General features: G+C 71.2%; 27 protein-coding genes. 9 read left to right on the top strand and 18 right to left on the bottom strand.

Going from position 1 to position 25,817, the window contains the following annotated elements:
• The first annotated feature begins 42 nt into the window (after nt 1-42).
• Nucleotides 43-474 carry a nuclear transport factor 2 family protein gene (locus tag NDW01_RS14945; RefSeq protein WP_252820897.1) on the top strand — a complete coding sequence of 144 codons (432 nt, stop codon included), beginning with the start codon at nt 43-45 and terminating at the stop codon, nt 472-474.
• A 16-nt stretch (nt 475-490) separates the two neighbouring features.
• On the opposite strand, the gene NDW01_RS14940 is transcribed toward NDW01_RS14945, so the two are convergent.
• Both NDW01_RS14940 and NDW01_RS14935 read right to left on the bottom strand, forming a co-directional pair.
• Entirely contained in the window at nt 491-928 is a 438-nt protein-coding gene (locus tag NDW01_RS14940; protein ID WP_308211715.1) for a Uma2 family endonuclease, read from the bottom strand.
• 31 nt (nt 929-959) lie between these two features.
• Nucleotides 960-1,586, bottom strand: a complete 627-nt coding sequence (locus NDW01_RS14935) for a TetR/AcrR family transcriptional regulator (RefSeq protein WP_252820896.1) — start codon at nt 1,584-1,586, stop codon at nt 960-962.
• A 139-nt stretch (nt 1,587-1,725) separates the two neighbouring features.
• On the opposite strand from NDW01_RS14935, the gene NDW01_RS14930 reads away from it, so the two are divergent.
• Nucleotides 1,726-3,135 carry an NAD(P)-binding domain-containing protein gene (locus tag NDW01_RS14930; protein ID WP_252821449.1) on the top strand — a complete coding sequence of 470 codons (1,410 nt, stop codon included), beginning with the start codon at nt 1,726-1,728 and terminating at the stop codon, nt 3,133-3,135.
• 60 nt (nt 3,136-3,195) lie between these two features.
• On the opposite strand, the gene NDW01_RS14925 is transcribed toward NDW01_RS14930, so the two are convergent.
• Entirely contained in the window at nt 3,196-4,482 is a 1,287-nt protein-coding gene (locus tag NDW01_RS14925) for an alkaline phosphatase family protein (RefSeq protein WP_252820894.1), read from the bottom strand.
• A 304-nt stretch (nt 4,483-4,786) separates the two neighbouring features.
• Here NDW01_RS14925 and NDW01_RS14920 point away from each other — a divergent pair, with 304 nt between their 5' ends.
• Nucleotides 4,787-6,478, top strand: a complete 1,692-nt coding sequence (locus NDW01_RS14920) for a cholesterol oxidase substrate-binding domain-containing protein (RefSeq protein ID WP_252820893.1) — start codon at nt 4,787-4,789, stop codon at nt 6,476-6,478.
• Between the two features lie 55 nt (nt 6,479-6,533).
• Here the strand turns inward: NDW01_RS14920 and NDW01_RS14915 are convergent, their stop codons facing one another.
• From NDW01_RS14915 to NDW01_RS14895, 5 genes are all read right to left on the bottom strand, one after another.
• Nucleotides 6,534-7,193, bottom strand: coding sequence for an HAD family hydrolase (locus NDW01_RS14915; RefSeq protein WP_252820891.1), 660 nt, complete (start codon nt 7,191-7,193; stop codon nt 6,534-6,536).
• Between the two features lie 21 nt (nt 7,194-7,214).
• On the bottom strand, nt 7,215-8,303 hold the full coding sequence (locus tag NDW01_RS14910) for a baeRF2 domain-containing protein (RefSeq protein ID WP_252820889.1): 1,089 nt from the start codon (nt 8,301-8,303) through the stop codon (nt 7,215-7,217).
• A gap of 199 nt (nt 8,304-8,502) precedes the next feature.
• A complete protein-coding gene (locus NDW01_RS14905; protein WP_252820886.1) occupies nt 8,503-9,012 on the bottom strand; it encodes a DUF1360 domain-containing protein in 510 nt (169 codons plus the stop codon).
• Nucleotides 9,013-9,110: 98 nt separating this feature from the next.
• A complete protein-coding gene (locus NDW01_RS14900) occupies nt 9,111-10,466 on the bottom strand; it encodes a vWA domain-containing protein (RefSeq protein WP_252821447.1) in 1,356 nt (451 codons plus the stop codon).
• Between the two features lie 15 nt (nt 10,467-10,481).
• A complete protein-coding gene (locus NDW01_RS14895) occupies nt 10,482-11,351 on the bottom strand; it encodes an AAA family ATPase (RefSeq protein WP_252778190.1) in 870 nt (289 codons plus the stop codon).
• Nucleotides 11,352-11,489: 138 nt separating this feature from the next.
• Between NDW01_RS14895 and NDW01_RS14890 the strand changes: the two genes are divergently transcribed.
• Nucleotides 11,490-12,362: a patatin-like phospholipase family protein gene (locus tag NDW01_RS14890; protein ID WP_252820885.1), complete on the top strand. Its 873-nt coding sequence runs from the start codon at nt 11,490-11,492 to the stop codon at nt 12,360-12,362.
• A 187-nt stretch (nt 12,363-12,549) separates the two neighbouring features.
• On the opposite strand, the gene NDW01_RS14885 is transcribed toward NDW01_RS14890, so the two are convergent.
• From NDW01_RS14885 to NDW01_RS14870, 4 genes are all read right to left on the bottom strand, one after another.
• Nucleotides 12,550-12,900, bottom strand: coding sequence for a hypothetical protein (locus tag NDW01_RS14885; RefSeq protein WP_252820883.1), 351 nt, complete (start codon nt 12,898-12,900; stop codon nt 12,550-12,552).
• A gap of 375 nt (nt 12,901-13,275) precedes the next feature.
• Complete coding sequence (locus NDW01_RS14880; protein ID WP_252820881.1) at nt 13,276-14,316, bottom strand: amidohydrolase family protein; 1,041 nt, start codon at nt 14,314-14,316, stop codon at nt 13,276-13,278.
• 42 nt (nt 14,317-14,358) lie between these two features.
• Nucleotides 14,359-15,150: an SDR family NAD(P)-dependent oxidoreductase gene (locus NDW01_RS14875; protein ID WP_252820879.1), complete on the bottom strand. Its 792-nt coding sequence runs from the start codon at nt 15,148-15,150 to the stop codon at nt 14,359-14,361.
• Nucleotides 15,151-15,336: 186 nt separating this feature from the next.
• Nucleotides 15,337-16,461: an FAD-dependent oxidoreductase gene (locus NDW01_RS14870; protein ID WP_252820877.1), complete on the bottom strand. Its 1,125-nt coding sequence runs from the start codon at nt 16,459-16,461 to the stop codon at nt 15,337-15,339.
• 138 nt (nt 16,462-16,599) lie between these two features.
• Here NDW01_RS14870 and NDW01_RS14865 point away from each other — a divergent pair, with 138 nt between their 5' ends.
• Nucleotides 16,600-17,310 (top strand): TetR/AcrR family transcriptional regulator, encoded by a 711-nt coding sequence (locus NDW01_RS14865; protein ID WP_252820875.1) that lies wholly within the window; start codon nt 16,600-16,602, stop codon nt 17,308-17,310.
• Here NDW01_RS14865 and NDW01_RS14860 read toward each other — a convergent pair.
• Nucleotides 17,300-17,557, bottom strand: coding sequence for an FAD-dependent monooxygenase (locus tag NDW01_RS14860; RefSeq protein WP_252821445.1), 258 nt, complete (start codon nt 17,555-17,557; stop codon nt 17,300-17,302). The two genes, NDW01_RS14865 and NDW01_RS14860, sit on opposite strands and share 11 nt — an antisense overlap.
• A gap of 18 nt (nt 17,558-17,575) precedes the next feature.
• Here NDW01_RS14860 and NDW01_RS14855 point away from each other — a divergent pair, with 18 nt between their 5' ends.
• Nucleotides 17,576-18,856, top strand: a complete 1,281-nt coding sequence (locus tag NDW01_RS14855; RefSeq protein WP_308211713.1) for an FAD-dependent monooxygenase — start codon at nt 17,576-17,578, stop codon at nt 18,854-18,856.
• A 50-nt stretch (nt 18,857-18,906) separates the two neighbouring features.
• On the opposite strand, the gene NDW01_RS14850 is transcribed toward NDW01_RS14855, so the two are convergent.
• Complete coding sequence (locus tag NDW01_RS14850; RefSeq protein ID WP_252820874.1) at nt 18,907-19,413, bottom strand: DinB family protein; 507 nt, start codon at nt 19,411-19,413, stop codon at nt 18,907-18,909.
• Nucleotides 19,414-19,456: 43 nt separating this feature from the next.
• On the opposite strand from NDW01_RS14850, the gene NDW01_RS14845 reads away from it, so the two are divergent.
• Nucleotides 19,457-20,035 carry a GNAT family N-acetyltransferase gene (locus NDW01_RS14845; RefSeq protein WP_252820871.1) on the top strand — a complete coding sequence of 193 codons (579 nt, stop codon included), beginning with the start codon at nt 19,457-19,459 and terminating at the stop codon, nt 20,033-20,035.
• 15 nt (nt 20,036-20,050) lie between these two features.
• Here NDW01_RS14845 and NDW01_RS14840 read toward each other — a convergent pair whose 3' ends face one another.
• Nucleotides 20,051-20,974, bottom strand: a complete 924-nt coding sequence (locus NDW01_RS14840; RefSeq protein WP_252820870.1) for a LysR family transcriptional regulator — start codon at nt 20,972-20,974, stop codon at nt 20,051-20,053.
• Between the two features lie 217 nt (nt 20,975-21,191).
• Here NDW01_RS14840 and NDW01_RS14835 point away from each other — a divergent pair, with 217 nt between their 5' ends.
• On the top strand, nt 21,192-22,052 hold the full coding sequence (locus NDW01_RS14835) for an aldo/keto reductase (protein WP_252820869.1): 861 nt from the start codon (nt 21,192-21,194) through the stop codon (nt 22,050-22,052).
• 106 nt (nt 22,053-22,158) lie between these two features.
• Nucleotides 22,159-22,680: a GNAT family N-acetyltransferase gene (locus tag NDW01_RS14830; RefSeq protein WP_252820867.1), complete on the top strand. Its 522-nt coding sequence runs from the start codon at nt 22,159-22,161 to the stop codon at nt 22,678-22,680.
• Nucleotides 22,681-22,750: 70 nt separating this feature from the next.
• Here NDW01_RS14830 and NDW01_RS14825 read toward each other — a convergent pair whose 3' ends face one another.
• The 3 genes from NDW01_RS14825 to NDW01_RS14815 form a co-directional block, all read right to left on the bottom strand.
• Nucleotides 22,751-23,338: a gamma carbonic anhydrase family protein gene (locus NDW01_RS14825; protein WP_252820865.1), complete on the bottom strand. Its 588-nt coding sequence runs from the start codon at nt 23,336-23,338 to the stop codon at nt 22,751-22,753.
• Between the two features lie 179 nt (nt 23,339-23,517).
• Complete coding sequence (locus NDW01_RS14820; RefSeq protein WP_252820863.1) at nt 23,518-24,948, bottom strand: gamma-aminobutyraldehyde dehydrogenase; 1,431 nt, start codon at nt 24,946-24,948, stop codon at nt 23,518-23,520.
• Between the two features lie 49 nt (nt 24,949-24,997).
• Nucleotides 24,998-25,804 carry an ABC transporter permease gene (locus NDW01_RS14815; protein ID WP_252820861.1) on the bottom strand — a complete coding sequence of 269 codons (807 nt, stop codon included), beginning with the start codon at nt 25,802-25,804 and terminating at the stop codon, nt 24,998-25,000.
• Between the last annotated feature and the right edge of the window lie 13 nt (nt 25,805-25,817).

Below are 25,817 nucleotides of genomic sequence, written 5' to 3'. Positions count from 1 at the left end.
TCGGGTATTGATCGTTCGTTTGGCGAGACGGATGATCCGGAGATGGACGTTCAGGAGATCTCCGACCGGCTCGCGCTCGGTGAGGTGCTCGCCCGCTATGTCCGGGCCGTCGACGGCGGGGAGTGGGCGCTCCTCGACTCCGTCTTCACCGCCGACGCGATCATCGACTTCTCGGCGTCCGGTGGCGTGCGAGGCGACCGTGAGGCGGTCAAGCGCTGGCTCGCCGAGGTGCTGGCGGCCTGGCCGGGCCGGCAGCACCTGATCGGGGCGGTGACGATGACGGTCGACGGCGACGAGGCGCGGCTCAGCGCGTCGTTCGCCGACACCCTCGCCCCCTCACGGTCGACGGTCGCCGCGACGGAGCCCGGATTCGTCCGCGGCGGCGGCTGGTATCACCACCGGCTCGTCCGTACGCCCGATGGCTGGCGCAGTCGCGAACTCGTCCAGGAGCAGTGCTGGCGCACGATCGGCTGATCCTCGCCCGGACCGGTCACTCCGCGAGCGCGGCGGTGTCGATGGTCAGCTTCCAGGGCTCCGGCAGGTCGAGCGGGCGGCCGAGTGCGACGTCCGTCTCCCGCTCATAGCCATCGGCCCCCGGCTGGGACAGCAGGCGGACCTTGCGCGCGAAGGCGTCCACCACCAGGCAGAGCGGCACGCCGCCCGCCGCGTACTGCCGCGGTTTCACCTCATGGTCGTCGGTCATGCTGCTCGCCGATACCACCGCGACCACGAGGAGCACCTGGTCACCGTAGACATGATCCTTCGCCCACATCTTCGGCTCGGCCGGTACCACGGTCGAATCCGGCCGGTAGCGATCCCGCTGCGGCCCGAGGAAGAGCGTGATGTCATTCCAGATCTGCCGCCCTTGACCCTGTACTACGGCGAGAAGCTGCAGGAGCAGCTGATAAACGATGCGGTTGTGTTCAATCGACCACTCTCGGTTCAGAGACCCGTCGTGGTCAGGCGCTCCCGCCTGACGAGTTGAGGGTGGCCAGGCCCGTCCAGGTGAGGTCCATGAGGTGGTCGGCGGCCTCCTCGGGGGTGACCTCCGGGTTGCGCGCCCGCCACAGGGCCATCCGCTCGCAGGCGCCGATGACGCTCTCGGCGTAGGCCTCCAGGGCGCGGCGCGGCCGGTCCGGCAGGTGCGCGGCGAGCAGCCCGACCATCATCTCGCTCTGCTGACGGCGGATCCCCTCGATCTCCTCGGCCGCGCTGCGCACCAGCACCGGCTCCTGAAGGAGGACGAGCCAGGCGCGATGGTGGGCCTCGCCGAACCGGAAGTAGGCGATGTAGCCGCGCCGCAGCATCTCCTCGGGGGTTCCGCCCACCTCGACCGCGCGCTCGGTGACCTCACGCAGCTCTCCCCGTGCCCGCCGGATGACGCCGAGCAGGAGGCCCTCCTTCGACCCGAAGTACTCGTACAGCATCGGCTTGGACAGCCCGACGAGCTCGGCGATCTCCTCCATGGAGACCGCGCCGTAGCCGCGCTCGGCGAACACCTCCTCGGCGACGTCGAGCATCTGCCGCTCACGGTCGGCGCGGGACATCCGGGTGCGGCGCGGCTTCACGGAGTCGTTGCGGATCACGTGTGAACTCTATCTCACCATCTACCGACGGTAACCTACCGCTGGTAAGTTACTAGTGGTAACTCCGAACGAGAGCGACGGCCGCCCGGGAGGCGCAGTGAAGATCGCGATCATCGGCTCCGGATTCGGCGGCCTCGGCATGGCCATCCAGCTGAAGCGGGCGGGCTTCCACGACTTCGTGATCCTGGAGAAGTCCGGCGACCTCGGCGGCACCTGGCGCGACAACCGGTACCCGGGGTGCGCGTGCGACGTGCCGTCGCACATGTACTCCTTCTCCTTCGAGCTGAACCCGGACTGGTCGCGGATGTTCGCCCCGCAGCCGGAGATCTGGGACTACCTGCGCCACTGCGTGGACAAGTACGACCTGGGCCCGCACCTGCGCTTCGGCTGCACCGTCGAGGCGATGGAGTGGGAGGAGACGGCCCGCCACTGGCGGGTCACCCTGGCGTCCGGCGAGGTGCTCACTCCGAAGGCCGTCGTCTCCGCGATCGGCGCCCTGCACGTGCCGTCCATTCCCGACATCCCCGGCGCCGAGCGGTTCCAGGGGACGGCCTTCCACTCGGCTCAGTGGGACTCCTCGGCCGACCTGTCCGGGAAGAGGGTCGCCGTCATCGGCACCGGAGCGTCGGCGATCCAGTTCATTCCGCGGGTCGCCGACGAGGCGGGCCGGCTGCACGTCTTCCAGCGCACGCCGCCGTGGGTCCAGGGGAAGCCCGACTTCCTGCTGTCCGAGCGGGTGCGGCGCGTCTTCCGGCACGTTCCCGGGGCGCAGCGCGCCTTCCGTGACGCGATCTACTGGGGTCTGGAGGCCCGCGCGGTCGGCTTCGCCCTGGACCCGCGGCTCATGGCGCCGATGGAGCGGCGGGCCCGCCGCCACATCGAGCGGCAGATCGACGATCCGGAACTGCGCGCGAAGGTCACCCCCGACTACACGATCGGATGCAAGCGCATCCTGCTGTCCTCGGACTACTATCCGGCGCTGACCCGCCCGCACGTCGACGTGGTCACGGAGCCGATCAAGGAGATCACCGAGACGGGGCTGGTGACCGCGGACGGCACCGCGTACGACGTGGACGTCATCATCTACGGCACCGGGTTCAAGGTCACCGAGGCGCTGTCCGAGCAGCACATCGTCGGACGGGACGGGCTGAAGATCCAGGAGGCCTGGGCCGACGGCATCGAGGCCCACCACGGCGTCACGGTGGCGGGCTTCCCGAACCTCTTCCTGCTCCTGGGTCCCAACACCGGGCTCGCCCACACCTCGGTGGTGTTCATGATCGAGTCGCAGGTGCAGCACGTGCTGAGCTGCCTGCGCATGCTCTCGCAGGAGAACGCCGAGACGATCGAGGTACGGCCCGAGGCCCAGCGGCGGTACAACGACCGCCTGCAGAAGAGGTTGCGCCGGGCGGTCTGGAACGAGGGCGGCTGCGTGAGCTGGTACCTCGACGAGCACGGCGTCAACCGCACGCTGTGGCCCGGTTTCACCTTCGAGTACTGGGCCCGCACGCGGCGCGCCCACCGGGAGGACTACGTCCTGACCCCCGCCTGAACGCCCCCGCCCTCAGGCCGGACCGTCGGGGCGTCACGCGCCGGCCGGGGCCGCGGCCCGTCAGGGCGTGGCGAAGCGGCGGTGCCGGGCGAGTTCGGCGAGGTCCGGCCAGTCCTCGCCGGAATGGGCGTGGTCGGGGAGGACGCAGCCGAAGGTCAGCGGACGTGGCACGTCGTACCTCGGGACCTTGAGCCGGGGCCGCCGGCCGAAGTCGAGGACCTCGGCCAGGTTGCGCGCCGCCGCGTCGCGTACGGTCAGCGGAGCCAGGCCGAACCGCCACTCGATCATCTTCAGGATCGACGTGTGGTCGTACACGTGGTGCGCCACGTGGCCGCGCCGGGCCCACGGCGAGATGACCACGCAGGGCACCCGGAAGCCGCGCAGGCCCGCGCCGAGATCGGGGTTGGGGTCCGGGCCGGCGGGCGGCGCGACGTGGTCGAAGAATCCGCCCCACTCGTCGTACGTGACCACCAGCACCGTCCTGGACCAGTTCGGGCCGGAGACCACCGCATCGTGCACCTTGCCCAGGAAGTGCTGACCGAGACGGATGTCGGCGAGGGGGTGCTCGTCCTCGGACAGGCCGGGCACCGCCTCGCCGAGGAAGCCCGGCTCGACGAACGAGACCGCGGGGAGCGTCCCGGTCGCGGCCGCCGTGTAGAACTCCGCGATCGGGTGGCTGATCCCGAGGTAGCGCGTGCCCCAGAGCGCGGTGTACGGCACGTCGCTGTAGTAATAGCGGCCCTTGACGCCCTTCGCGGCCAGACTGTCCCAGATCGTCGGCATGGTGGCGAGCTTGTCCACCGACGTCGTGCGCCGGTCGGTCTGCGCCGCGTGCAGGAAGAACCGGTTGGGGAACGTCGGGGCCATCATGGCGGCGAAGTAGCGGTCGCAGACCGTCCAGTCCCGCGCCGCCCGGCCGTAGAACCCGAGGTCGGCGGCCTCGAAGTAGCCGATGGAGAGCAGGTCGTTGTCGCCCGCGCGCAGCCAGCCGTCGCAGGCGCCCGCGTTGAACTCGACCCGGCCGCCCTCGTAGGAGTGGTCGGGGTCGTTGAACCCGCAGCCGTGCGGCACGGTCAGGTGGTGCGTCTCGTGCGGGACGCCGTCGCGGTCGGTGTACGTCAGCCCGGCCTGCCGGCCGTCCGCGCCCGGCAGCCAGCCGAGATAGTGGTCGAAGGAGCGGTTCTCCATCATCACGACGACGATGTGGTCGATGCCCGATCGCTGCGGCGCGGGCAGGCGGACGGCCGCCTCCGCCCGGCCCTCCGTGAGGGCCTCGCCCGCGACGACGCCCGCCGCCACCGCCCCGGCCGTCCCGGCGATGAACCCGCGTCGGCTGACCTCGCCCACCGTCGCCTCCCAGCGTGATGATCGGATGCCGAGCCGAGTATGACGGCTGCGTCCGGCGAGGAGCGGCCGATCACGAGGCCGGTTCCGGACATGGCACGCCAGGACACGTGTCACCAAGCAAGTGCTTGACCAAGAGCTCGGGCCGCCGTATAACCGGCGCAAGCGTCGACGCTCACGCGCTCTGACGGCTCGGTCCCCTCCACGGCCGAGTCACCCGGCGGGACGCTCAGGCCGGCACCCGCCGTCTTCTCGCTGCATTCCGGCGGTCCGCCGTCCCGGACCGCCGCTCCCCCCGGGAGCACCCATGGACTCCTCCTCCCACCTGTCCCGCCGTGGCCTGCTCGCGGCCGCGGGCGCGGCCGCCCTCACCACCTGGATCCCCGCCTTCCGCGTGCCCGCCCGAGCCGACGCGCCGGGCTTCCCCCTGCCGCTGTACCGGCAGGCCTACCAGAACTGGTCCGAAGAGATCACCATCGAGAACGCACTGACCTGTGCGCCGACCACCCCGGCCGACGTCGTGGCCGCGGCGAACTGGGCCCAGCAGAACGGCTACCGCCTCCGGCCGAAGGGAATGGGGCACAACTGGTCGCCGATCCTCCTGCCGAACGGCGCCGACACCGGCAAGGTCATCCTCGTCGACACGACGCAGCACCTGACGGCGGTCGGCATCGGCTCCTCCACCGTCACCGCCCAGACCGGCGTCACGATGGACGCCCTGCTCGCCGCGCTCGAGACGGCCGGGCTGGGGTTCGCGGCCATCCCGGCCCCGGGGGACATCACCCTGGGCGGCGCGCTGGCGATCAACGCGCACGGCTCGGCGATCCCCGCCCAGGGTGAGAGCCGGCTCCCCGGAACCGGCTACGGCTCGCTGAGCAACCTGATCCGGTCCCTCACCGCGGTCGTCTGGAGCGGGAACGCGTTCACGCTGAAGACGTTCACCCGGACCGATCCCGCGATGAAGGCGTTCCTGACCCACCTGGGCCGGGCGTTCGTCACCGAGGTGACCCTGGAGGTCGGCGTCAACCAGCGCCTGCGCTGCCAGAGCCGGTACGACATCCAGGTCACCGACGTCTTCGCCGCGCCGTCCGCCGCGGGGTCGAACTCGTTCGCGAGCCTGCTGGACGCCTGCGGGCGGATCGAGGTGATCTGGTTCCCGTTCACGACCGTCCCGTGGATCAAGCTCTGGACGGTCAGCCCGTCCAAGCCCCTGCTGTCGAAGCAGGTCACCGCCCCGTACAACTACACCTTCGCGAACTTCATCGACCAGCAGCAGTCCGACTACATCGAGCAGATCGTCGCCGGTGACGTGTCGGTCACCCCGGCCTTCGAGAACCTCGAGATGTCGATCGTCGGCTCCGGGCTCATCACCACCGGCACGTGGGACGTCTGGGGCTGGTCGAAGAACACCCTGCTGTACGTCCAGCCGACCACCCTGCGGATCGTCGAGGCCGGGTACGCCGTGCTCACCGCGCGGGCGAACGTCCAGCGCGTCGTCAGCGAGTTCTACATCCGGTACGTCTCCCGGATCAACGCCTACCGTGCCCAGGGCCGGTATCCGATGAACGGCCCGGTCGAGATCCGGGTGACCGGCCTGGACCAGCCGTCCGAGACCGGAGTCGGCGGCGCGGTCACGCCACAGCTCTCGTCGGTACGGCCGCGCCCCGACCACCCGGAGTGGGACGTCTGCGTCTGGCTCGACATGGGGACCATTCCGGGCACACCGCAGTGCAACGCGTTCTATCGGGAGATGGAGCAGTGGATCTTCGCCAACTACACCGGTTCGTACGCGACCGTACGCCCCGAGTGGTCCAAGGCGTGGGCGATCACGACTGACGCGGCATGGGCCGACACCACCGTGCTCACCTCGACCGTCCGCAGCGCCGTGAACGCGGGACAGGCCGCCGGCGACGGCTTCGACGCGGCGCGGGCCACGCTGAACACGTACGACCCGTACCGCGTCTTCAGTAACACGTTCCTGGACGTCCTCCTGCCGTGAGCCGGCCCCGATCCGGGGCGCCCGCCTCGTCCGTCCGCGAGGCGGGCGCCCCGGGTCACCCGGCGATCGGGCTGCGGTCGAGCTCCGCGAGCAGGTGCGCCGGTCCGTCATAGACGGCGACGGCACCGGCCTCCCGGACCTCGTCCGCGCCGATGCCGCCGGTCAGCACGGCGATGCACGGCAGGCCGGCCTTCTGGCAGGCCCGTATGTCCCAGACGGTGTCGCCGACGAAGATCGCCCGGTCGGCCGGCACGCCCGCCCTCTCCAGGGCCACCTGGACGATGTCGGGAGCCGGTTTGCTCTCCTCGGCGTCGGCCGAGGACGTCGCGGCGGTGATGGCGTCGTCCGCGTCGAGCGCGGCGCGCAGCGCCTCCATCTCGTCGCCCTCCGCGGAACTGGCCAGGACGACCTTCAGGCCGAGCGCCGCACAGGCACGCAGCAGGTCCGCGGCTCCGTCGAAGGCGCGCAGCCGTTTCCAGAACAGGCGGTACAGGGTCTTGTGGGCCGCGCGGATCGCGTCGTCCTCGCCGCGGTCACGGTCGTCCGGCAGCAGCTGATCGAGCAGCTTGTCGGACCCCATGCCGATCGCCCGGTGGACGGCGGCCATGTCGACGCCGTGGCCGTACTGCCGGAACGCCTCCCACCACGTCACGGCGTGCAGGTAGTTGGTGTCGACGAGCGTGCCGTCGACATCGAAGATCACCGCTTCGGTCATCGGTCGTGACTCCCCGGCCGCTCAGTCCACATACCGCAGCAACGCCCCGACGCCGGCCTCCGCCCGGAACGACTCCGCCGGCAGCAGCCGCAGTTCCCCGTCCGTGCTGGCCAGCGCCCGGATCAGCGCGGCGTCGGCGCGCTCCTCGACGGGGTCGGTGACGCCCAGTTCGCGCAGGAGCCCGGCCGAGGTGCCGACGTCGGTCGGGTGCGGGCCGACCCACAGCGTGGCCGGCGAGTCCGGCCGGTCCTCCAGGAACAGGGTCGCGACCTGGCCCTTGCGCAGCGCGTCCGTCACACCGGCCAGGCCCTCGACCGCGCGCCCCTTCTTGGTGAGCTGCTCGTCGAACTGACCGAGCAGCGCCGCGCGCTGTTCCTCGCGCTTGTGCTCGACGGCCCGGGCGATCTCGTCCTCCAGGGACGGGCCCGCTCCGCCGGCGTCGACCAGGCGCGCCAGCACCACCTCGGGCAGCTCTCCCTCGACGGCCTTGCGGGCGCGGATGTCACCGGCCAGCACGACGAGGTCGGCGCCGCGGTCGTCGACGGCCACGGCGATCTCGTGGGCGACCTTCTTCCCGTTGGTCCGCCAGACCTCCTCGGCGGCCCGCTGCTGCTTGTCCGTGCGGAAGCTGTCGCCGGCCTTGGTCTTGCGGACGGGGAAGTCCTCTTCCGGCTTGACGTGGATCACGCGTCGGTGGCCGTCCCGGGACACGCAGGTGAGCTCGCCGCCGAGCCGGTCGACCGTGACGGCGACGTAGGCCATCGGCTCCCCGCGCTGGACGAGCATCGGCTTGACGTGGGGAAGCCGCGAGTAGTGGGCCACTTCGACGGGCGGCGGCCCCTGCAGCACCTCATGGTGGACGACCTCGCCGTCCGCCGCGAACATCGCGAGGGTGCCGGACTCCCGCCGGCCGTTCTCCTCATCGACGAGCCGCGCCATCGCCTCGATCATCGCGGGCGGGGCTCCCTGGTCGGCCAGTTCCCGCTGCCGGGCCTTGCGGCGCAGTTCGATGGCCTTCGGAGCGTCCTCCGTGATCCGCCTGATGTCCAGGTAGACGGAGGCGAACGGGCCCGAACTGTCGTACAGCGACTTGAGGAAGCTAAGGTCCATGCTGGCCGCCTACCCGCCGAGACTGTCCCAAACCCACGATTCGCTCCGCCGAAGCGAACGGCTCTCCGGCACCCGCCGCAGCCGTCCGTGCACGCGCCGCACCCCACGCGCCGGCTCCCGGCGCACCGCGGCCCGTCGGTCGCGCTTCCCGGCCCGTCGTGCCTCCCGGCTTGCCGCGCATCGCGGCCCGCCGGCCGTCTCAGCCCTCCGCGGCCTTCTGGAGTCGCGCGTAGGCGAGCTGAAGCCAGTCGGCGCCCGCCACGGCCGTCATCGTCGCCCCGGCCAGCCGGGTCGCGTCCGGTGCGAAGGTCATCCCGACCGCGTAGGCGGTGCCGATCCACTGCGCCATGCAGAACGGGCAGGTGATCAACTCACCGATCGCATGCTTGACGCCCTTGCCCCGGACCTCCTCGGCGAGCTCGGCGGGGCCGGCCGTCCCCTTGTACCGGGTGAAGGGGGCCCGCAGCGGACTGGTCACCGAGTCCTTGGCGAGCGTGCGGGACGCCTTGTGGGTGGTGACGGCCATCAGCGCGACGTCCCACAACCCCAGACGGGGGGCCCGGCGCCCGGTCAACCGGGCGACCAGCGCGGCGCCGCCGACGGCCACGCCGTAGACGGCGAGCGTCCCCGCGTAGGACCGCAGCGGCCGTTGCTCGCCCTGGCTGTACTCGCGTTCGTTCTCCTTGACGGTGTCGATCACCGAATTCACGGAAACTCCTCTTACGCGCGGCATTGCCTCGTCCGACAGGCGAAGGAGCTACCCGGAGAACCCGCCCCGAACCTCCTTCGCCCCCGAAGGCGGGCAGCTCACGCCAGGGACTCGACGAAGTCCGCGAGCTGGGTGAGGTTGCGGCACTCGCGCATCGGCACCACCGCCCCGTACGCCGAGGCCGCCGAGTCCCCGGTGTCCCAGTCCCGTACGGGTTCGGGGTTGAGCCAGTACGCGTGCCGTGCCCGCCCCGCGAGCCGCTCGACCGTCTCCAGGTTCAGCGATCCGTAGTTGCTCCGGGCGTCCCCGAGGATCAGCAGGGACGTCTTGGGCGTGACGGCGTCCGCGTAGCGGTCCTCGAAGACGCCGAACGCACGCCCGTAGTCGCTGTGCCCGCTGATCCAGACCAGCCGCGCCTCCCGGGTCATCCGGGTCATCGCCTCGACGACGTCGGCGCCCGGCGCGAAGAACCGCGTGATCTCGTCCAGGTCGTCGATGAACGCGAACGCCCGGACCCGGGCGAACTGCTCGCGCAGCGCGTACGTCAGCAGCAGCGTGAAGTGGGCGAACGAGGAGACCGAGTCACTGGCGTCGCAGAGGACGACGAGCTCGGGCTTGTGCGGGCGCGGCGGCCGGTGGTGCGTGGTCAGCGGGACTCCGCCGGTCGACAGCGACGCGCGCACGGTCCTGCGGAAGTCCAGTCGCCCGCGCCTGCCGTGCCTGCGGCGGTGGGCGAGGCGGGCGGCGAGCCGCCGGGCCAGCGGATGGATCTCACGCCGGATCGCGGCCAGGTCCGCGCGCGTCGCCCGGAGGAAGTCCACCTCGTCCAGCGGCCGCCGCACGGCGCCGCGGGCGGCCTTCTCGGCGCCGCCGTCCTCGGCGATCCGCCGCCGTACGTCCTCGGCGACGAGCCTCTCGAAGCGCTCGACGCGGCGCGTGAACGTACGGCGGGCGACCTTCTCGTCGAGGCCGCCGCGCTCGGTCAGCACGGCGGTCAGCAGCCCGGCCATCAGCGTCTCCGGGGACAGCGTCCGCAGCACCTGGTAGGAGAACCACCGGCTCTCACCGGCCCCTCCGCCGGACCCGCGGCCGTACGTGCCGACGGCCTGGCGGGCGAAGGCGCGCAGGAGGTCGTCGTCGCCGTCCAGCAGGAGGCGGCTCAGCTCGTCACGGAGCCGCCGCACCTCCGGGTCGCCGTACGCCGGGCGCTCCCGCGCCTCCTCGGGACTGCCCGTCACCGGCGGGAACCACAGGTCGAACAGCGTGTCGAACGCCTCCCGGCTCGCCTGCCGCTTGACGAGTGTGGCCGCGTACGCCGCGCGGAGCGACTCGCGCTCGGCGAGGTCGATCGCGGCCAGGGCGTGAACGGCGTCCAGCCCCTCGGCGAGCGACACGGGCAGGCCCGCCTCCCGCAGCGCCGCGACGAACCCGAGGTGGCGGTCCAGCAGGGCCATCACGACCCCCGGATCTCATCGAGCCGCGGCATCGCCGGCGACGACCTCCTTGCGCGCGCGTTCCTGGTCGGAGTGGTGTTTCAGGACGACGCCCAGGGTCGCGGCGATCGCCTCCCCGTCGAGCCGGTCGAGGCCGAGCGCCAGCAGGGTACGCGCCCAGTCGACGGTCTCGGCGATGCTCGGGGGCTTCTTCAGCTCCAGTTCGCGCAGGACCGCGACGACCTGGGCGAGCCGGGCCGCCAGGGTCTCGTCGATGCCGGGCACCCGCGCCCGTACGATGTCGCGCTCGCGCTCCGGGGACGGGTAGTCCAGGTGCAGGTAGAGGCAACGCCGTTTGAGCGCCTCGGACAGCTCGCGGGTCGCGTTGGAGGTGAGCACGACGATCGGCCGGCGCGCCGCCGTGATCGTCCCGAGTTCGGGGATGGTCACCTGGAAGTCCGACAGCACCTCCAGGAGCAGTCCCTCGACCTCGACGTCCGCCTTGTCGATCTCGTCGATCAGCAGGACCGTCGGATCGGTGCGCCGGATGGCGGTCAGCAGCGGCCGCTCCAGCAGGAACTCCTCGCTGAAGATGTCGTCGTGCGTGGCGCTCCACGACTGGTCGCCGGCCGCCTGGATGCGCAGCAGCTGCTTCTTGTAGTTCCACTCGTACAGGGCGCGCGCCTCGTCGAGGCCCTCGTAGCACTGGAGCCGTACGAGGCGCGCGTCGGTGATCGAGGCGACGGCCTTGGCCAGCTCCGTCTTGCCGACCCCGGCGGGGCCCTCGACCAGGAGCGGCTTGCCGAGCGCGGCGGCGAGGTAGACGGTCGTCGCGATCGCGTCGTCGGCCAGGTAGTCGACGGCCGCGAGACGCTCACGGACGTCGGCGGGCGAGCTGAGGGTCATCTGCGCTCCAGGGAACGAACCGAACCGCGTTCGAACCTACCCCACGCCGCCGGTCGGGCGAATTCCCGGCGCACGCCGTGAGAACGATCACCACGGACGCGGAAGCGCCCGGCCGGGGCCGGACGTCAGGATGGGGACATGACCGTACGAAGCGCATTGGTCCTCGGGGGCGGCGGCGTCGCGGGGATCGCCTGGGAGACCGGGGTCCTCGTGGGCCTGGCGGACGCCGGCGCCGGCGTGCTCGGCGCCGATCTGATCGTCGGCACGTCGGCCGGATCCGCCGTGACCGCCCAGGTGGGCAGTGGCCTGCCGCTGGAGGAGCTGTTCCGGCGGCAGGTCGACCCCGCGCTGCAGGCGCGTGAGATCCCCGCCGAGCTTGACCTGCCCGCCTATGCCTCGACGATCGCGGAGGTCATGGCGGGGGCGGAGGACGCGCTGGAGATGCGCCGCCGCATCGGCGCGTGGGCGCGAGAGGCCCGTACGGTCCCGGAGAAGGAACGACGGGAGGCCATCGCCTCACGTCTGCCGTCCTTCGACTGGCCGGAACGCCCGATCGCCATCGTCGCCGTCGACGCGGAGACGGGCGAGCGGCGGATCTTCGACCCGGCGTCCGGCGTCGGGTTGGTCGACGCGGTGGCGGCCAGTTGCGCCGTTCCCGGGATCTGGCCTCCGGTCTCCATCGACGGCCGCAAGTACGTCGACGGCGGCGCCCACTCCAACGAGAACGCCGACCTCGCGCTGGGATACGACCGCGTCCTCATCCTGTCCCCCGTCCCCGCCGACGCCCCGGTCCCGCCCTGGGGCGGCCCGCTGGACGAGGTCGTCGAACAGCTGCGCGGCCGGGGTTCCACCGTCACGGTCATCCACCCTGACGAGGCGTCCCTCGCCGCGATGGGCCCCAATCCCCTCGACCCATCGGTCCGGGATGCCGCGGCACACGCGGGCCGCGCCCAGGGCCGCCACGAGGCCGACGCCGTCCGTCACCTGATACCCGGTTCCGGATCGGCGTGAGGGGTCACGAGGCCGGCGGGGTGAGGTAGTCGCCGTGCTCGATCGACGCACCGTGGCTGAGATGGCAGGACATGGGCTCGAACCTACGCTGCGCATGGGTCCGAGGGGGCACGGAGCCATCCCCCCACTTTTCCCCCGGACGTCGGCTCGATCCGGCAGCCAACCCTCGTGCGGCGTTGATGCTGGTCTAAGTCGTCCGGCCGCTGTTCGAGAGCCTCTGGCCGATGCGCCGATCGGCGACGGCGACTCGTCTACGGATTTCATCGTCGCGACAACCCGTCGTCTCTACACCGGCAAGATTCTCTGATCTCGCCGCGGTGACCCGACCGGCTGTGCCGCCGCCGTCGAACACGGCACGATCGGCGTCGAGGCCATCGAGGAGTGGAACGAGCACCGGCGCGCGCAGAAACTGCTGCTCAAGCTGGGCGTGGCCGTCTACGCCGAGCAGCGCCTGGGGCACGACCACGGCACGGTGGAGCGCATCATGAAGGCCATCGATGGCCATGTCGCCGAGTGCGGAGAGCCAGACCTCGATCATCTGCGGGTGGCCAAGGATGTGCTGGGCGAGGACTTCGTCGTCGCGCACAGCGGCGACGCCAAGCCGACCGGCAGCGAACTCGACGCCAACACCACCGTGACCGCCTCCACCGGCTGAGCTCGAACGGCCGTCGCAGCGAGGTCTCGGGTAGTCATCGAGTAATGGCGGCATGCGCGGGCCGGGTTGGGAGGCGCCTGCCGGGCCCGGCCCATCCCCGTACCCTACGTGCACAGGCCCTGCTCGCCTCCAGGTGCTCCGAGGTCGTTGCAGCCCGGTCCCCTGCTGTCCCAGCAACGTCCCGGGGGGCCGGTACGGCGCCTCGTGGCGGCACGCCGTCTACGGCGGTGTGTTGGATCGGACAGCGGCCGGCTCGTCTCATTCGCGTGGATCTGTATTTGGGATGCGGAACAGCCGCTCCGCGTTGGCATGGCTCACAAGGGCGCGCTGCTCGGCGGTGAGGTCGGCCGCATCCAGGAATTCGGTGGCGACGTGACTGTCCTCGTACGGGTAGTCGACTGCGAACATGAGCCGCTCCGCCCCGACCTTGCGCAGGGTGTAGGCGAAGACGTCCTGGTCGCACATACCGCTGGTGGTGAGAGTGAAGTTGCGCAGTACGTACTCGCTGGGCTTGAGTTCCAGCTTCACCATGCCGAGTAGGTCGCCGGCCCAACCAAGGGTCTTCTCGTAGATGTTGTCCAGTCGCCAGAGCCAGAACGGCAGTCCCTCTCCGAGATGGCCTAGCACGATCTTCAGGTTCGGGTGGCGGTCGAGCACACCGCTCATGATCAGCCTGATCGCGTGCGTTCCGACCTCGGCCTGGAATCCCCACAGTGCTGCGACCATGCCGTAGTCCGTGAACGGGGCCAGCATCTGCGGGCTGGGCGAGCGCGGATGCAGGTACAGCGTGGCGTTCTCATGCTCGAGGGCCGCGAGCAACGGCTCCATGTCCGGCTCGTCGAGGTAGTGGCCGTGGGTGTGGGATCCGATGAGGACTCCGCCGAACCCCAGCTTCCCGATCACTCGGCTCACCTCAGTGGCTGCGGCCTCAGGATCTTGCGGCGCGACGGCGCCGAGGCCCGCGAATCGCCCTGGGTACCGACGGATGAGTTCCGCGAGCGTGTCGTTCATATCGCGCGCGAGCGACGTCGCACGGGCAGCGTCGGCGTAGATCTGCACACCGGGCGGGTTGAGGCTCAGGACCGAGAGGTCGACGCCGGCCGCGTCCATCTCGGCCAGTCGCGTAGGGATGTCGCTGAGCCGCGGGCGCATCCGCGGGTTCTGCACGAAGTTGAGGACGAATTGTTGTTCGATCTCCTCGCCCGGCGCCACCGCAAGGTTCTCGGTCTGGTTCCAATAGCGTTCCGTGACGAAGTGCTCCTCGACGGCGATGACTCGTTGTCTTGTCGTGCTGGTCATGGCTCAGGTTCCCTCGCTGGATGATGTGGGTGTGGTCAGGGGCTAGAGCCGCATGCCGCCGGACGCTTCGATTCGCTCGCCGTTGATCCAGTGCATGTCGTCGGACAGCAGTGCGGCGACCACCGAGCCGATCTCCTGCGGCTCGGCCGGGCGGCCGAGCGCGGTGATCTCCCCGACACGCTTGCGGTAGTTCGGGTCGTCCCGGATGACGCCGCCGCTGAAGTCGGTCGCCGTCGCGCCGGGAGCCAGGGTGTTGACCCTGATCCCGCGCGGGGCGAGTTCGGCGGCGAGGTACCTGGTCAGCGGCTCGATCGCGCCTTTGCTCATCGCGTACGCGGCCTTGCCCGGGAACACGAAGCGCACGAGCCCCGAGGACAGGTTCACAATCCGTCCCCGATCCCGGAGCAGCGGGATGAGCTTCTGCGTGACGAAGAAGACTCCCCGCACGTTGACGGCGTAGAGCCGGTCGAGATCCTCCGGTGTCGTGTCCGCGAACGAGGCGGTGTGCCAGATCCCGGCGTTGTTGACCAGGTAGTCGAATCGGTCCGTGCCCCACGCGGTGAGTTCGGCGCGCACCTCCTCGACGAAGGAGCCGAACGTGTCGACCTCGCTCACGTCCAACTGCAGGGCACTGACCCGCTGTCCATGCTTGCGCGCCTCGGCGACCACCTCGTCCGCAGCGCCGGCCTCGGAGTTGTAGGTGAAGACGACATCGACTCCGTGCGCGGCCAGGTCCAGCACCGCCGATCGGCCGATGCCCCGGCTCCCACCCGTCACGATCGCCACCCGCCGGACGGCGCCGTCTCGACCGGCCCCCGCCTCGCTATCCGCCATCGCACTTCTCCTCACTCACAAAGAAAGGATCGATGTGAAAGATCCGCGGAAAACGCTATTTGCCGGGCGACATGCGGAGAAGTTCCTGTCATTCCTGGGACCATCAGGACCAGCCAGGACATCGCCTCATCAGGTTATGGTCAGGCGATGAGCGACATCGGGCTCAGCCCGATTCCGGGTGAGCGGCTACTCATGCGCGGTGAACATGTCGATCAGGCTGTGTGGCGCGTCGTCGCCGTACATGAGCTCGTAGAGGTGGGTGGCGTCGGCGGCCTCCGCGGCGCTGCGGGGGAACAGGGCCTGCTCGTACTCGGTGAGCGCGGCCTCGATGTCGTCGGGGTGCGCGGCGATGGCCTTGCCGAGTTCGGCGCCGTCGTACATGGCCAGGTTGGCGCCTTCGCCGGACGGGGGCATGAGGTGGGCGGCGTCGCCGAGCAGGGTCACGCCCGGCACCCGATCCCAGCGGTGCCCGCCGGGCAGGGTGTAGAGGGGGCGCAGGACCGGTGCGGTGTCACCGTCGGTGATCAGCGCGGTAAGCTCCGGTGCCCAGCCGTCGAACTCCCGCGCGATCCGCGCGGTGGCCGCGGCGCGATCGGTGAGATCGACGCGGGCGAACCAGTCCTGCGGTTTGCGGAGCGCCACGTAGGTGTGGAGGGTCCCGCCGCTCTCCCGGTGGGCCTGGATCGCCTTTCCCGGCGCGAGCGCGAACATCGTCCCGCCGCCGACGGCCTTCGCGGCGGCCGGATGCCGGGTGTCGGCGTCGAACAGGTAGGTCTCGATGAACGACATGCCGACGTACTCGGGTACGGCGTCGGACAGCAGCGGCCGGACCCGTGACCACGCGCCGTCCGCGCCGACCAGCAGGCTCGTGACGACGGAGGTGCCGTCGGCGAAGGTCACCTCGTGGCGGCCCTCGCCGAGGGCACGAACGCCGCCGGCCTTGTGCCCCCACCGGACGGTGCCGGCCGGGAGCGAGTCGAGCAGCATCCGCCGAAGCTCACCGCGCATCACCTCGGGGCGTCCACCCGTGCCGTCGTCGTGTTCCTCGAACAGAACGGTCCCGTCCGGGGCCAGGGCCCGTGACGCCTGGCGGCCTTCCAGGACGAGGCCGTGGAACTCCTCGATCAGGCCCGCCGCCCGAAGGGCCGGTTGGCCGTTGTGGTGGTGGATGTCGAGCATGCCGCCCTGCGCGCGCGCCGTCGGGGAGGGCTCTGCCTCGTAGACGGTGGCCGGGATCCCGTGGACGTGCAGGACGCGGGCGAGCGTGAGGCCGCCGAGTCCGGCGCCGATGATCGTGACGTGACGCGTCATGGTGATCTCCTCCTGATCGTGACCGCCGGCGGAGACCCGGCGGATCATCTCTGGAACGTCGTTCCAAGGCGCCAGCATGGAACGGCGTTCCAGCATTGTCAAGCTGGAATGGCGTTCCACGACGCCTAGAATGAGCGCATGGCAGGCAGGACGCGTCGTCCGGAACGACGGCAGGAGCCGCTCTCGCGGGAGAGCATCGTCAGCGCCGCCGTCGAACTCCTCGACACGGCGGGTGAGAGCGGTCTCACCTTCCGCGCGCTGGCCGAGCGCCTCGCGACCGGCGCCGGGGCGATCTACTGGCACATCACGGGCAAGGCCGAGCTTCTCGCCGCCGCCACCGACGCCGTCGTCGCCGCCGCCGTGGCCATCGAGCCCACCGACCCACCGGGCTCACCACAGGACGGGATCCGCGCCGTCGCCCTCGGCCTGTTCGACGCGGTCGAAGAACACCCGTGGCTCGCCGCGCAGCTCGCGACGCAGCTCCCCCGCGGTCCCGAGGGGACGGTGGCGCCGCGGATCTTCGAAGGCATCGGCCGGCAGGTCCGCGCGCTGGGCGTACCCGAGGGCGGTTGGTTCACGGCGACGTCGGCGCTGATGCACTACATCCTCGGCGCCGCCGGCCAGAACGCCGCGAACACCGCGAGCGCCGGCGCTCTCGGGCCCGACGTGGACCGCACCGAGTTCCTCGACGCCGTGTCGACGGCATGGGAACGGCTCGACCCCGACGACTACCCGTTCACCCGGGCCGTCGCGGACCAGGTGCGCGGGCACGACGACCGCGAGCAGTTCCTCGCCGGGATCGGTCTCATCCTCGCCGGCATCACCGCGATCCACTCGCTCACGCCGTAGGCCGTGCCGCTGAACGCGGTGTGCGAGCGCTCGCGGCACGGCCGCTGCGGGAGACCATCCGGCCGTTGGCGATCACGCGATCGACGCCGAGATCGTCGAACACCTCGAGGGTGCGCGGCTGGACGCCCTTGCCGCGCGAGCCGGGCCGCGGACCGGGGGCGGCCTCGATCAAACGGAACGAGACGCCGCTGCGGGCGAGCTCGCAGGCCAGCGTCAGCCCGGTCGGGCCGGCACGGACGATCAGCACTGTCGGCGTGTTCCGTGACTGCCGATCCGGTCGGCCGCTCTCGACGGCCGGACGACGCTGGGCGGCACCGAGACGCTCGGGGAACGCCCCGACATCCCTTACCCGGCAAGCCTGGTCACGCCCCAATGGCGGGTCGAGGAGGCGCTGCGGCTGCGGCTGGCGGAGCTCGGCGGCGCGGTCGAGTTCGGCACCGCGCTCAGTGGCTTCGAGCAGTCGGACGAGTCCGTGTCGGCGGTGGTCGTGAAGGGCGGCGAGGCCGAGACGGTCACCGCGCGCCGGCTGGCCGGTTGCGACGGCGGCCACAGCATCGTCCGCAAGCAGGCCGGCATCGCCTTCGAGGGCGATACCCGCGAGGAGGTGCGGATGATCGTCGCCGATGTCCGGGTCGACGGCCTCGATCGCGACGCCTGGCACATGTGGCGGCACGAGGAGGGCCTCCTCGGCCTCTGCCCGCTGCCCTCGACCGACGTCCTCCAGTACCAGGCCGGCATCGCGCCGGGGCAGGACCCCGAGCCCGGCCTCGCGAACATGCAAGAGATCCCCGAGCGGCGGAGCGGCCACACCGGCATCCGCCTCCACGCGCCGGAGTGGTCGTCACTGTGGCGCGCCAACGTCCGCCTCGCCGACCGCTATCGCGAGGGTCGCGTGTTCCTCGCCGGCGACGCCGCGCACATCCACTCCCCCGCCGGCGGCCAGGGGATGAACACCGGCATCCAGGACGCGCACAACCTCGGCTGGAAACTCGCGGCGGTCGCGAAGGGCGCCTCGCCGGCGTTGCTCGACAGCTACGAGGCCGAGCGGCGACCGGTCGCGCCCGGCGTGCTCGCCCTCTCGAACGCTCGGCTCGAGCAGGCGCTCGAAGAGAAGGGCATCCCCACCCGCCGCGACGCGAGCACCATGCAGCTCAACGTGAGTTATCGCGGCTCCGCCCTGGCGCGCGACGACCGCGACGAGACCGCCCGGCTCCGCGCCGGCGACCGCGCCCCCGACGCGACCGGGCTGACGACGGCGGAGGGCGAACGCCGGCTGTTCGACCTGACCCGCGGCGGGCGCTTCACGCTGCTGAACTTCGGGGCACCGACCGCGGTCGCCGTCCCTCCGGCCGGCCTCCGGACTCTCCACGTCGTCGGACGACCGACCGGCCCCGGCGACATCGCCGACACCGAGGGCCATCTCACCGGCGCCTACGGCGCGGCCGACCGCACCCTCGTGCGGATCCGTCCCGACGGCCATATCGGGCTGATCTCCGACGCCGGCGACGTCTCGGCCCTATCGCGCTACCTCGCCACGATGGGCTGAGCCGTTACCCGGCTCGAGCCGTCGTCGAGCGCGGGATCCGGAACCCCGGATCAGACGCCGACGGTGCCGTCGATGGCCTCACGGATGAGGTCGGCGTGGCCGTTGTGCCGGGCGTACTCGTGGATCAGGTGCAGCATCACCATGCGCAGCGAGACGTCCTCGCCCCACTTGGGCTGATGACCGGTGACGTCCAGGGACTCGGCGGACTCCTCGATGCGGCGGGCGTGCTCGACCTCCGCCCGCCAGGCCGCGAAGGCCTCCGACCGCGTCGAGGCGCTCGCGTCGTACGCCACCTGGTAGTCGCCCGCGTCCGACCACACCAGGGGAATGTCCTCACCATCGATCACGATGCGGAACCAGGTCCGCTCCACCTCCGCCATGTGGCGTACGAGACCGAGCAGGGACAACGCCGAGGACGGCACCGACGCGCGGCGCAGGTCCTCGTCGGACAGTCCCTCGCACTTCATCGCGAGCGTGGCACGGTGGTAGTCGAGGAACGCGCGCAGCATCTCGCGCTCTCCCCCGATGATCGGCGGGGCGATCCGGTCAACGGTCATGACGGGATTCTGCCGTAGAGCGCCGCCTGGCAGGATCGGGGCCATGGAGCAACGCCCGGTGTCGCTGGACAGGATCGAGCCCGCCGACTGGGAGGCCGTGCACTCCTGGGCCTCCCTGGCCGCGGTCTGCCGCTTCCAGCTCTGGGGGCCGAACACCGAGGAGCAGACGCGGGAGTTCGTGGCGGCCGCGGTCGAGGCATGGTCGCACGTGCCCCAGAAGAGATTCGCCTACGTGGCCCGTGCCGGGGAGGACGTGGTCGGCATGGGCGAACTGCACGTCCGGAGCTTCGAGCAGCGCCGAGGCGAGATCACTTATGTCGTGCACCCGCGAGCCTGGGGGCAGGGTGTGGGCACGGCCATCGGGAGCCGGCTGCTCTCCCACGGCTTCGAGCGGCTGGGACTGCACCGGATCTTCGCCACCTGTGATCCGCGGAATCTCGCGTCGGCGCGGGTGCTGGCCAAGCTGGGCATGACGTGGGAGGGACGGCATCGCCACGTCGCGCTGATCCGGGACGGATGGCGCGACTCCGAGGTGTTCGGCATCCTCGAAGACGAGTGGCGCGCGGGCGCGCGCCCTCCCGGTCCCCGCGCGGCCGCCGGCGACCGGCACACCGCCCCGTGAGCCTTCCGGGCGAGGTCAGGGCGTGGCGGGTACCGGGAGCGGGGACGCGTCGGCGGGCAGGGCGAGGCATTCGCCGAGGATGTCGAGCAGCGCCCGGGACGCCGGGTTGTTCGCCGGTCCGTCCGTGGGCAGCGCGACCGACACGCGCCAGGACGGCGTATCCCGCAGCGGCAGGACGCGTACGTTCTTGTGCTCCTTGTACGCGATCGGCCGGGGCACCAGGGCCACGCCCAGGTCGGCTCCGACGAAGTCGAGCAGGCTGTGCACGTCATTGACCTCCAGGGCGACGCGCCGGCGGAGGCCGGCCGCCTCGAAGGCCCGGTCGGTGACCTGGCGCGCTCCCCAGTCGGCGTGGAAGTCGACGAAGGACTCGCCTTCCAGCTGCGACCAGTCGACCGCGTCGCGGGCGGTGAGCCGGTGGCCCGGATGGCAGACCAGCATCATCGGCTCCGTCGCGATCGGGGTGAGGGCGACGCCCACCGGCGGTTCCTCCGCGGTCGCGACGAACGCGAGGTCGAGGCGCGCCCCCCGTACCTCCTCGACGAGGTGGGCGGAGCCGGTCTGGCGCAGCCGGATCTCGACGCCGGGGTGCACGGACCGGAACCGGGACAGCAGCGCGGGAAGGTCCACGACGCACAGGCACTGCTCCGCGCCGATGCGGAGAGTGCCGCGCAGAAGGCCCTGGACGGCGGCGACGGCGTTACGGGCGGCGGCGACGCCGGCGAGCGCGCGCCGGGCCTCGGGCAGCAGGGCGCGGCCCGCCTCGGTCAGCTCGACCCGGCGGGTGCTCCGGACGAAGAGCGGCGCGCCGAGTTCGCGTTCGAGCGCGCGGATCGACGCGGACAGGCCGGACTGGGCCAGGTGCAGGCGTTCGGCGGCGCGGGTGAAGTGCGCCTCCTCGGCCACCGCCAGGAAGTACTCGAGATGCCGCAGTTCCACGGTCGAGCACTCTAATTGAGCACTCCGGCTGCTGAATCTCATCGGTTTCTTCTGTTGGACAGGCGATGCCCTCGGCGAGCAGGCTTGACGAGGTCGCCCGCCCCGGAGGATGCCGACCGTTCGCGGGTAGGGGGCCGGGGTCGCCGGTCGCGCCACCGCCAGGTGCCGCGCGAGGGCGACGACCGTTTCTCATGCAGGATGTCTCGGAGGTTGCTTCATGCGTACTCGCCGGATCGGCGATGTCCAGGTCAGCGCGATCGGGCTCGGGGGAATGCCCATGTCCATCGAGGGACGGCCGGAGGAGAGCCGTTCCATCGCCACCATCCATGCGGCTCTCGACGCGGGCGTGACCCTCATCGACACGGCCGACGCGTACAGCCTGGGCGCGGACGATGTGGGGCACAACGAGTCGCTCATCGCCGGGGCCCTGGCCTCGTACGGCGGTGACACCTCGGACGTGCTGGTCGCGACGAAGGGCGGTCACACCCGGCCCGGCGGCGCGAGCTGGGCGCTCGACGGCTCGCCCGACCACCTGCGCCGGGCGTGCGAGGCGTCGCTCAAGCGGCTCGGAGTCGAGGCGATCGGCCTCTATCAGTTCCACCGGCCGGACCCCGCCGTCCCGTACGCCGAGTCCATCGAGGCGATCCGCGACCTCCTCGACGAGGGCAAGATCCGGATGGCCGGCATCTCGAACGCGAACCCGGACCAGATCCGCCAGGCGCGGGAGATCCTCGGCGGCCGCCTGGCCTCCGTGCAGAACGAGTTCTCACCGAGGTTCCGCAGCAGCGAGCCCGAACTGCGGCTCTGCGACGAGCTGGGGGTCGCCTTCCTGCCCTGGAGCCCGCTCGGCGGCATCTCCAAGGCCGGTGACCTGGGAGCCGTCCACTCCGCCTTCGAACGGGTCGCGCGGGCGCACGGGGTGAGCCCGCAGCAGGTCTGCCTGGCCTGGATGCTGGCGAAGTCCCCGGTCGTGATCCCGATCCCGGGGTCGAGCCGCCCGGAGACGATCCGTGACTCGGCCGCCGCGACCGAGCTGGAGCTCACGCCGGAGGAGGTCGCGGAGCTGGACGCGGCCTGACCGGCCGGTGGCCCCCTGGGACTCGCGCCCGTACGAGGCCGGGCGACGGGATCCGGGGGGCTCACCCGATTGTTGGCGCCCGGCGGCGACCCTAAGCTTTGCCGCCATGGGCGATGACGAGCTGCGGTTGCGGCCTGCGGACCGGGATGATCTCGCGGTGATCGAGAGGCTGACGGGCGATCCGGAGGCGACCGGGGAGCACGGCTGGCTCGGCTGGTTCGAACAGTGGCGTTTCCGTAGGCGCTGGGAGGAGAACGGCCTGATCGACGACGACCAGGGCGTCCTCATGGTGGTGCGCGGCGACGAGCGGCTGGGGCTGGTCTCGTGGCGTAAGCAGCCCACGTCGCTCAGGTCGTACTGCTGGAACATCGGCGTCGCCATGCGGCCCGAGGTCCGCGGTCTCGGGTACGGCACCGAGGCGCAGCGGCTGCTCGTCCGGTACCTGTTCGCGCACACGCAGGTCAACCGGATCGAGGCGATCACCGAGGTCACGAACACGGCCGAGCAGTGGGCGCTGCAGAAGGCCGGGTTCACCCATGAGGGCGTGCTGCGCGGCTACGGCTTCCGCGACGGCGCCTGGCGGGACGTCATGGTCTACAGCGTGCTGCGCCACGAGCTCAACGCCTGAGAGGCCGGGGATTCAACGCCTGAGAGCGGCCGCCTTTACGTTGTAGATCATCAATCGCCGCGGCCGCCGGTCAGCCGACCACCTCGTCGTCGGCATGCGCGCCGAACTGCGCGGACCGGACCTCGGCCACACGCTCGTAGCGGGCGATGCGGTCCTCCCAGGCCATCTCCACCCCGAAGGCCACCGCTGTGAAGCCGACCGCCTTGATCGCCTGGGGCAGCTCCGGATCTCCCGGCGCGTACACGCGCCCGCCGACGAAGACGGTGTTCGGCGGGACGAAGAACTCCTCGGGGAGCCGGCCCCGGGCGTGCACCGCCGCGCCGATCGCCACGACCGAGCCGGGTCCCAGCACGGCCTCCTGGAGCACGGTCGCGCCGGTCGCCAGATACGCGCAACGGGACACCGCGCAGCCGAGCAGTGTCGCCCGCGGACCGACGAAGACGTGGTCGTCGAGCGTCACGGCGCCGCGCAGCACGGCGTTCTCACAGATGACCGAGCACTCGCCGACCTCGATCCGCTCGTCCTCGGCGTCCAGCACCGCGCCGTACATCACGCGTGCCCGCGGCCCGACCGAGACGTCCCCGGCGAGCACGGCGGTGGGCGCGACGTACGCGGTCGGGTCGACGACCGGCCGCCGCCCACGATGACGTATCAACATGGGCGTCATCATCCCCGCCGCATCGCCCGGTCCGGGCCGGATCGGAGCGTGACGTCGGATTCCGGCCAACGCCGGCCGGCGACCGGGGCGACCGAGGTCCCGCGCGCGGTGACGCGAGCGCGCCCGGCCGCGGCATGGGCGTTCGCCATGCCGCGACCGGCGCGGAGGCACGGGAACGGTCAGGCCTCGATGTTGGACATCACGTGCTTGACGCGGGTGTAGTCCTCAAAGCCGTACATCGACAGGTCCTTGCCGTACCCGGAGTGCTTGAACCCACCGTGCGGCATCTCGGCGACGAGCGGGATGTGGGTGTTGATCCAGACGCAGCCGAAGTCCAGCCGCCGCGAGACGCGCATCGCCCGGCCGTGGTCGCGGGTCCACACCGAGGAGGCCAGGCCGTACTTCACGCCGTTGGCCCAGCGGACGGCCTCGTCCTCGTCGGAGAACCGCTGCACGGTGATGACGGGGCCGAAGATCTCCTGCTGCACCGCCTCGTCGTCCTGCCGCAGCCCGGAGACGACGGTCGGCTCGTAGAAGAAGCCCTGCTCGCGCGTACGGGAGCCGCCCGCGGTCACGGACGCGTGGTCGGGCAGCCGGTCGATGAAGCCGGCGACCCGGTCGAGCTGCACGGCGTTGTTCAGCGGGCCGTAGAGGACCTCCTCGTCGTCGGGCAGGCCGGTACGGGTCTGAGCGGCCTGCTCGGTCAGCGCGGCGACGAAGTCGTCGTGGACGCCCGGGGCGGCCAGCACGCGGGTCGCGGCCGTGCAGTCCTGGCCGGCGTTGAAGTAGCCGGCGACGGCGATCGCCTCGGCCGCGGCCTCGATGTCGGCGTCGTCGAAGACGATGACCGGCGCCTTGCCGCCCAGCTCCAGGTGGACGCGCTTCAGGTCGGCGGCGGCCGACTGGGCGACCTCGGTCCCGGCGCGCACCGACCCGGTGATGGAGACCATCTGCGGCACGGGGTGCTCGACGAGGAGCCGTCCGGTGTCGCGGTCGCCGCAGACGACGTTGAAGACGCCCGGCGGCAGGAACTCGGCGGCGATCTCGGCGAGCAGCGCCGTCGTCGCGGGAGTGGTGTCGGACGGCTTGAGCACGACCGTGTTGCCCGCGGCGATGGCCGGCGCGAACTTCCACACCGCCATCATCATCGGGTAGTTCCACGGCGTGACCTGCGCGCACACGCCGATCGGCTCGCGCCGGATCCAGGAGGTGTGGCCGGCCATGTACTCCCCGGCGGAGCGGCCCTCCAGGAGCCGCGCCGCGCCGGCGAAGAACCGGATCTGGTCGACCATCGGCGGGATCTCCTCCGACGCCGTCAGGCCGATCGGCTTGCCGGTGTTCTCCGACTCCAGCGCGATCAGCTCCTCGGCGCGGGCCTCGATGGCGTCCGCGATGCGCAGCAGCGCGAGCTGCCGCTCGGAGGGCGTGGTGTCGCGCCAGGTCTCGAACGCGCGCGACGCCGCGTCGAACGCCGCGTCGACCTCGGCCTGCCCCGAGATCGGGGCAGTGCCGAAGGCCTCGCCGGTGACGGGGCTGATCAGGTCCGCGGTGCGGCCGTCGGCGGCGTCGACCGCCGAGCCGTTCACGAAGTTACGGACGGTGCGCTTCATTGCGAGCGGTCCTTCCTGGATTCATGGCGTCGTCCCGGCACACCCGGGGCTACAGGCCGCGGGTGTCCCCGGAGACGCGCTGAGCGAGGTACACCGGAACGACGGACAGCACGATCAGGGCGGCGGCCACGACGTTGACGATGGGTGCCTGGTTCGGCCGGAACAGGTTGTTGAAGATCCAGATCGGCAGCGTCTGCACCCCCGCCCCGGCCGTGAACGTCGTCACGATGATCTCGTCGAACGACAGCGCGAACGACAGCAGCCCGCCGGCCAGCAGCGCGGAACGCAGTAGCGGAAAAGTAACGTACCGGAATGTCTGGAAGGTGTCAGCGCCCAGATCGGCCGACGCCTCCTCGACGCGCGTGCCGAGCCGGCGCAGCCGGGCCAGCACGTTGTTGAAGATGGTGACGACGCAGAACGTCGCGTGACCGACGACGACGGTGAACAGGCCGAGCTGGATCCCCAGCGGCGACAGCACCGTACGGAAGGCGTTGTTCAGCGCGATGCCCGTGACGATGCCGGGCAGCGCGATCGGCAGGATGACCAGCAGCGACACCGTGTCGCGGCCGAAGAACCGGTACCGCTGCACGGCGAACGCCGCCATCGTGCCCAGCACCAGCGCGACCAGGGTGGCCCCGAGCCCGGCCTTCACCGACGTCCACAGCGCCGTGCGCACGCCGCCGTTGCCCCACGCCGTCGACCACCAGTGCCCGGTCAGGTGCGACGGCGGCCACGCGAACGCCTTGTCGGCGTTGAACGAGTTGACGAGCACGACGAACAGCGGCACGTAGATGACGGCCAGGCCGATGATCATCCCGATCCGGAGCGCGACGCGCGCCCCTCGTGACAGTGTCATTGCAGGTCTCCCC

It is taken from the genome of Actinoallomurus soli (assembly GCF_024055715.1).
Lineage (GTDB): Bacteria > Actinomycetota > Actinomycetes > Streptosporangiales > Streptosporangiaceae > Actinoallomurus > Actinoallomurus soli.
This window is presented reverse-complemented; position numbering and strand designations above follow the sequence as displayed.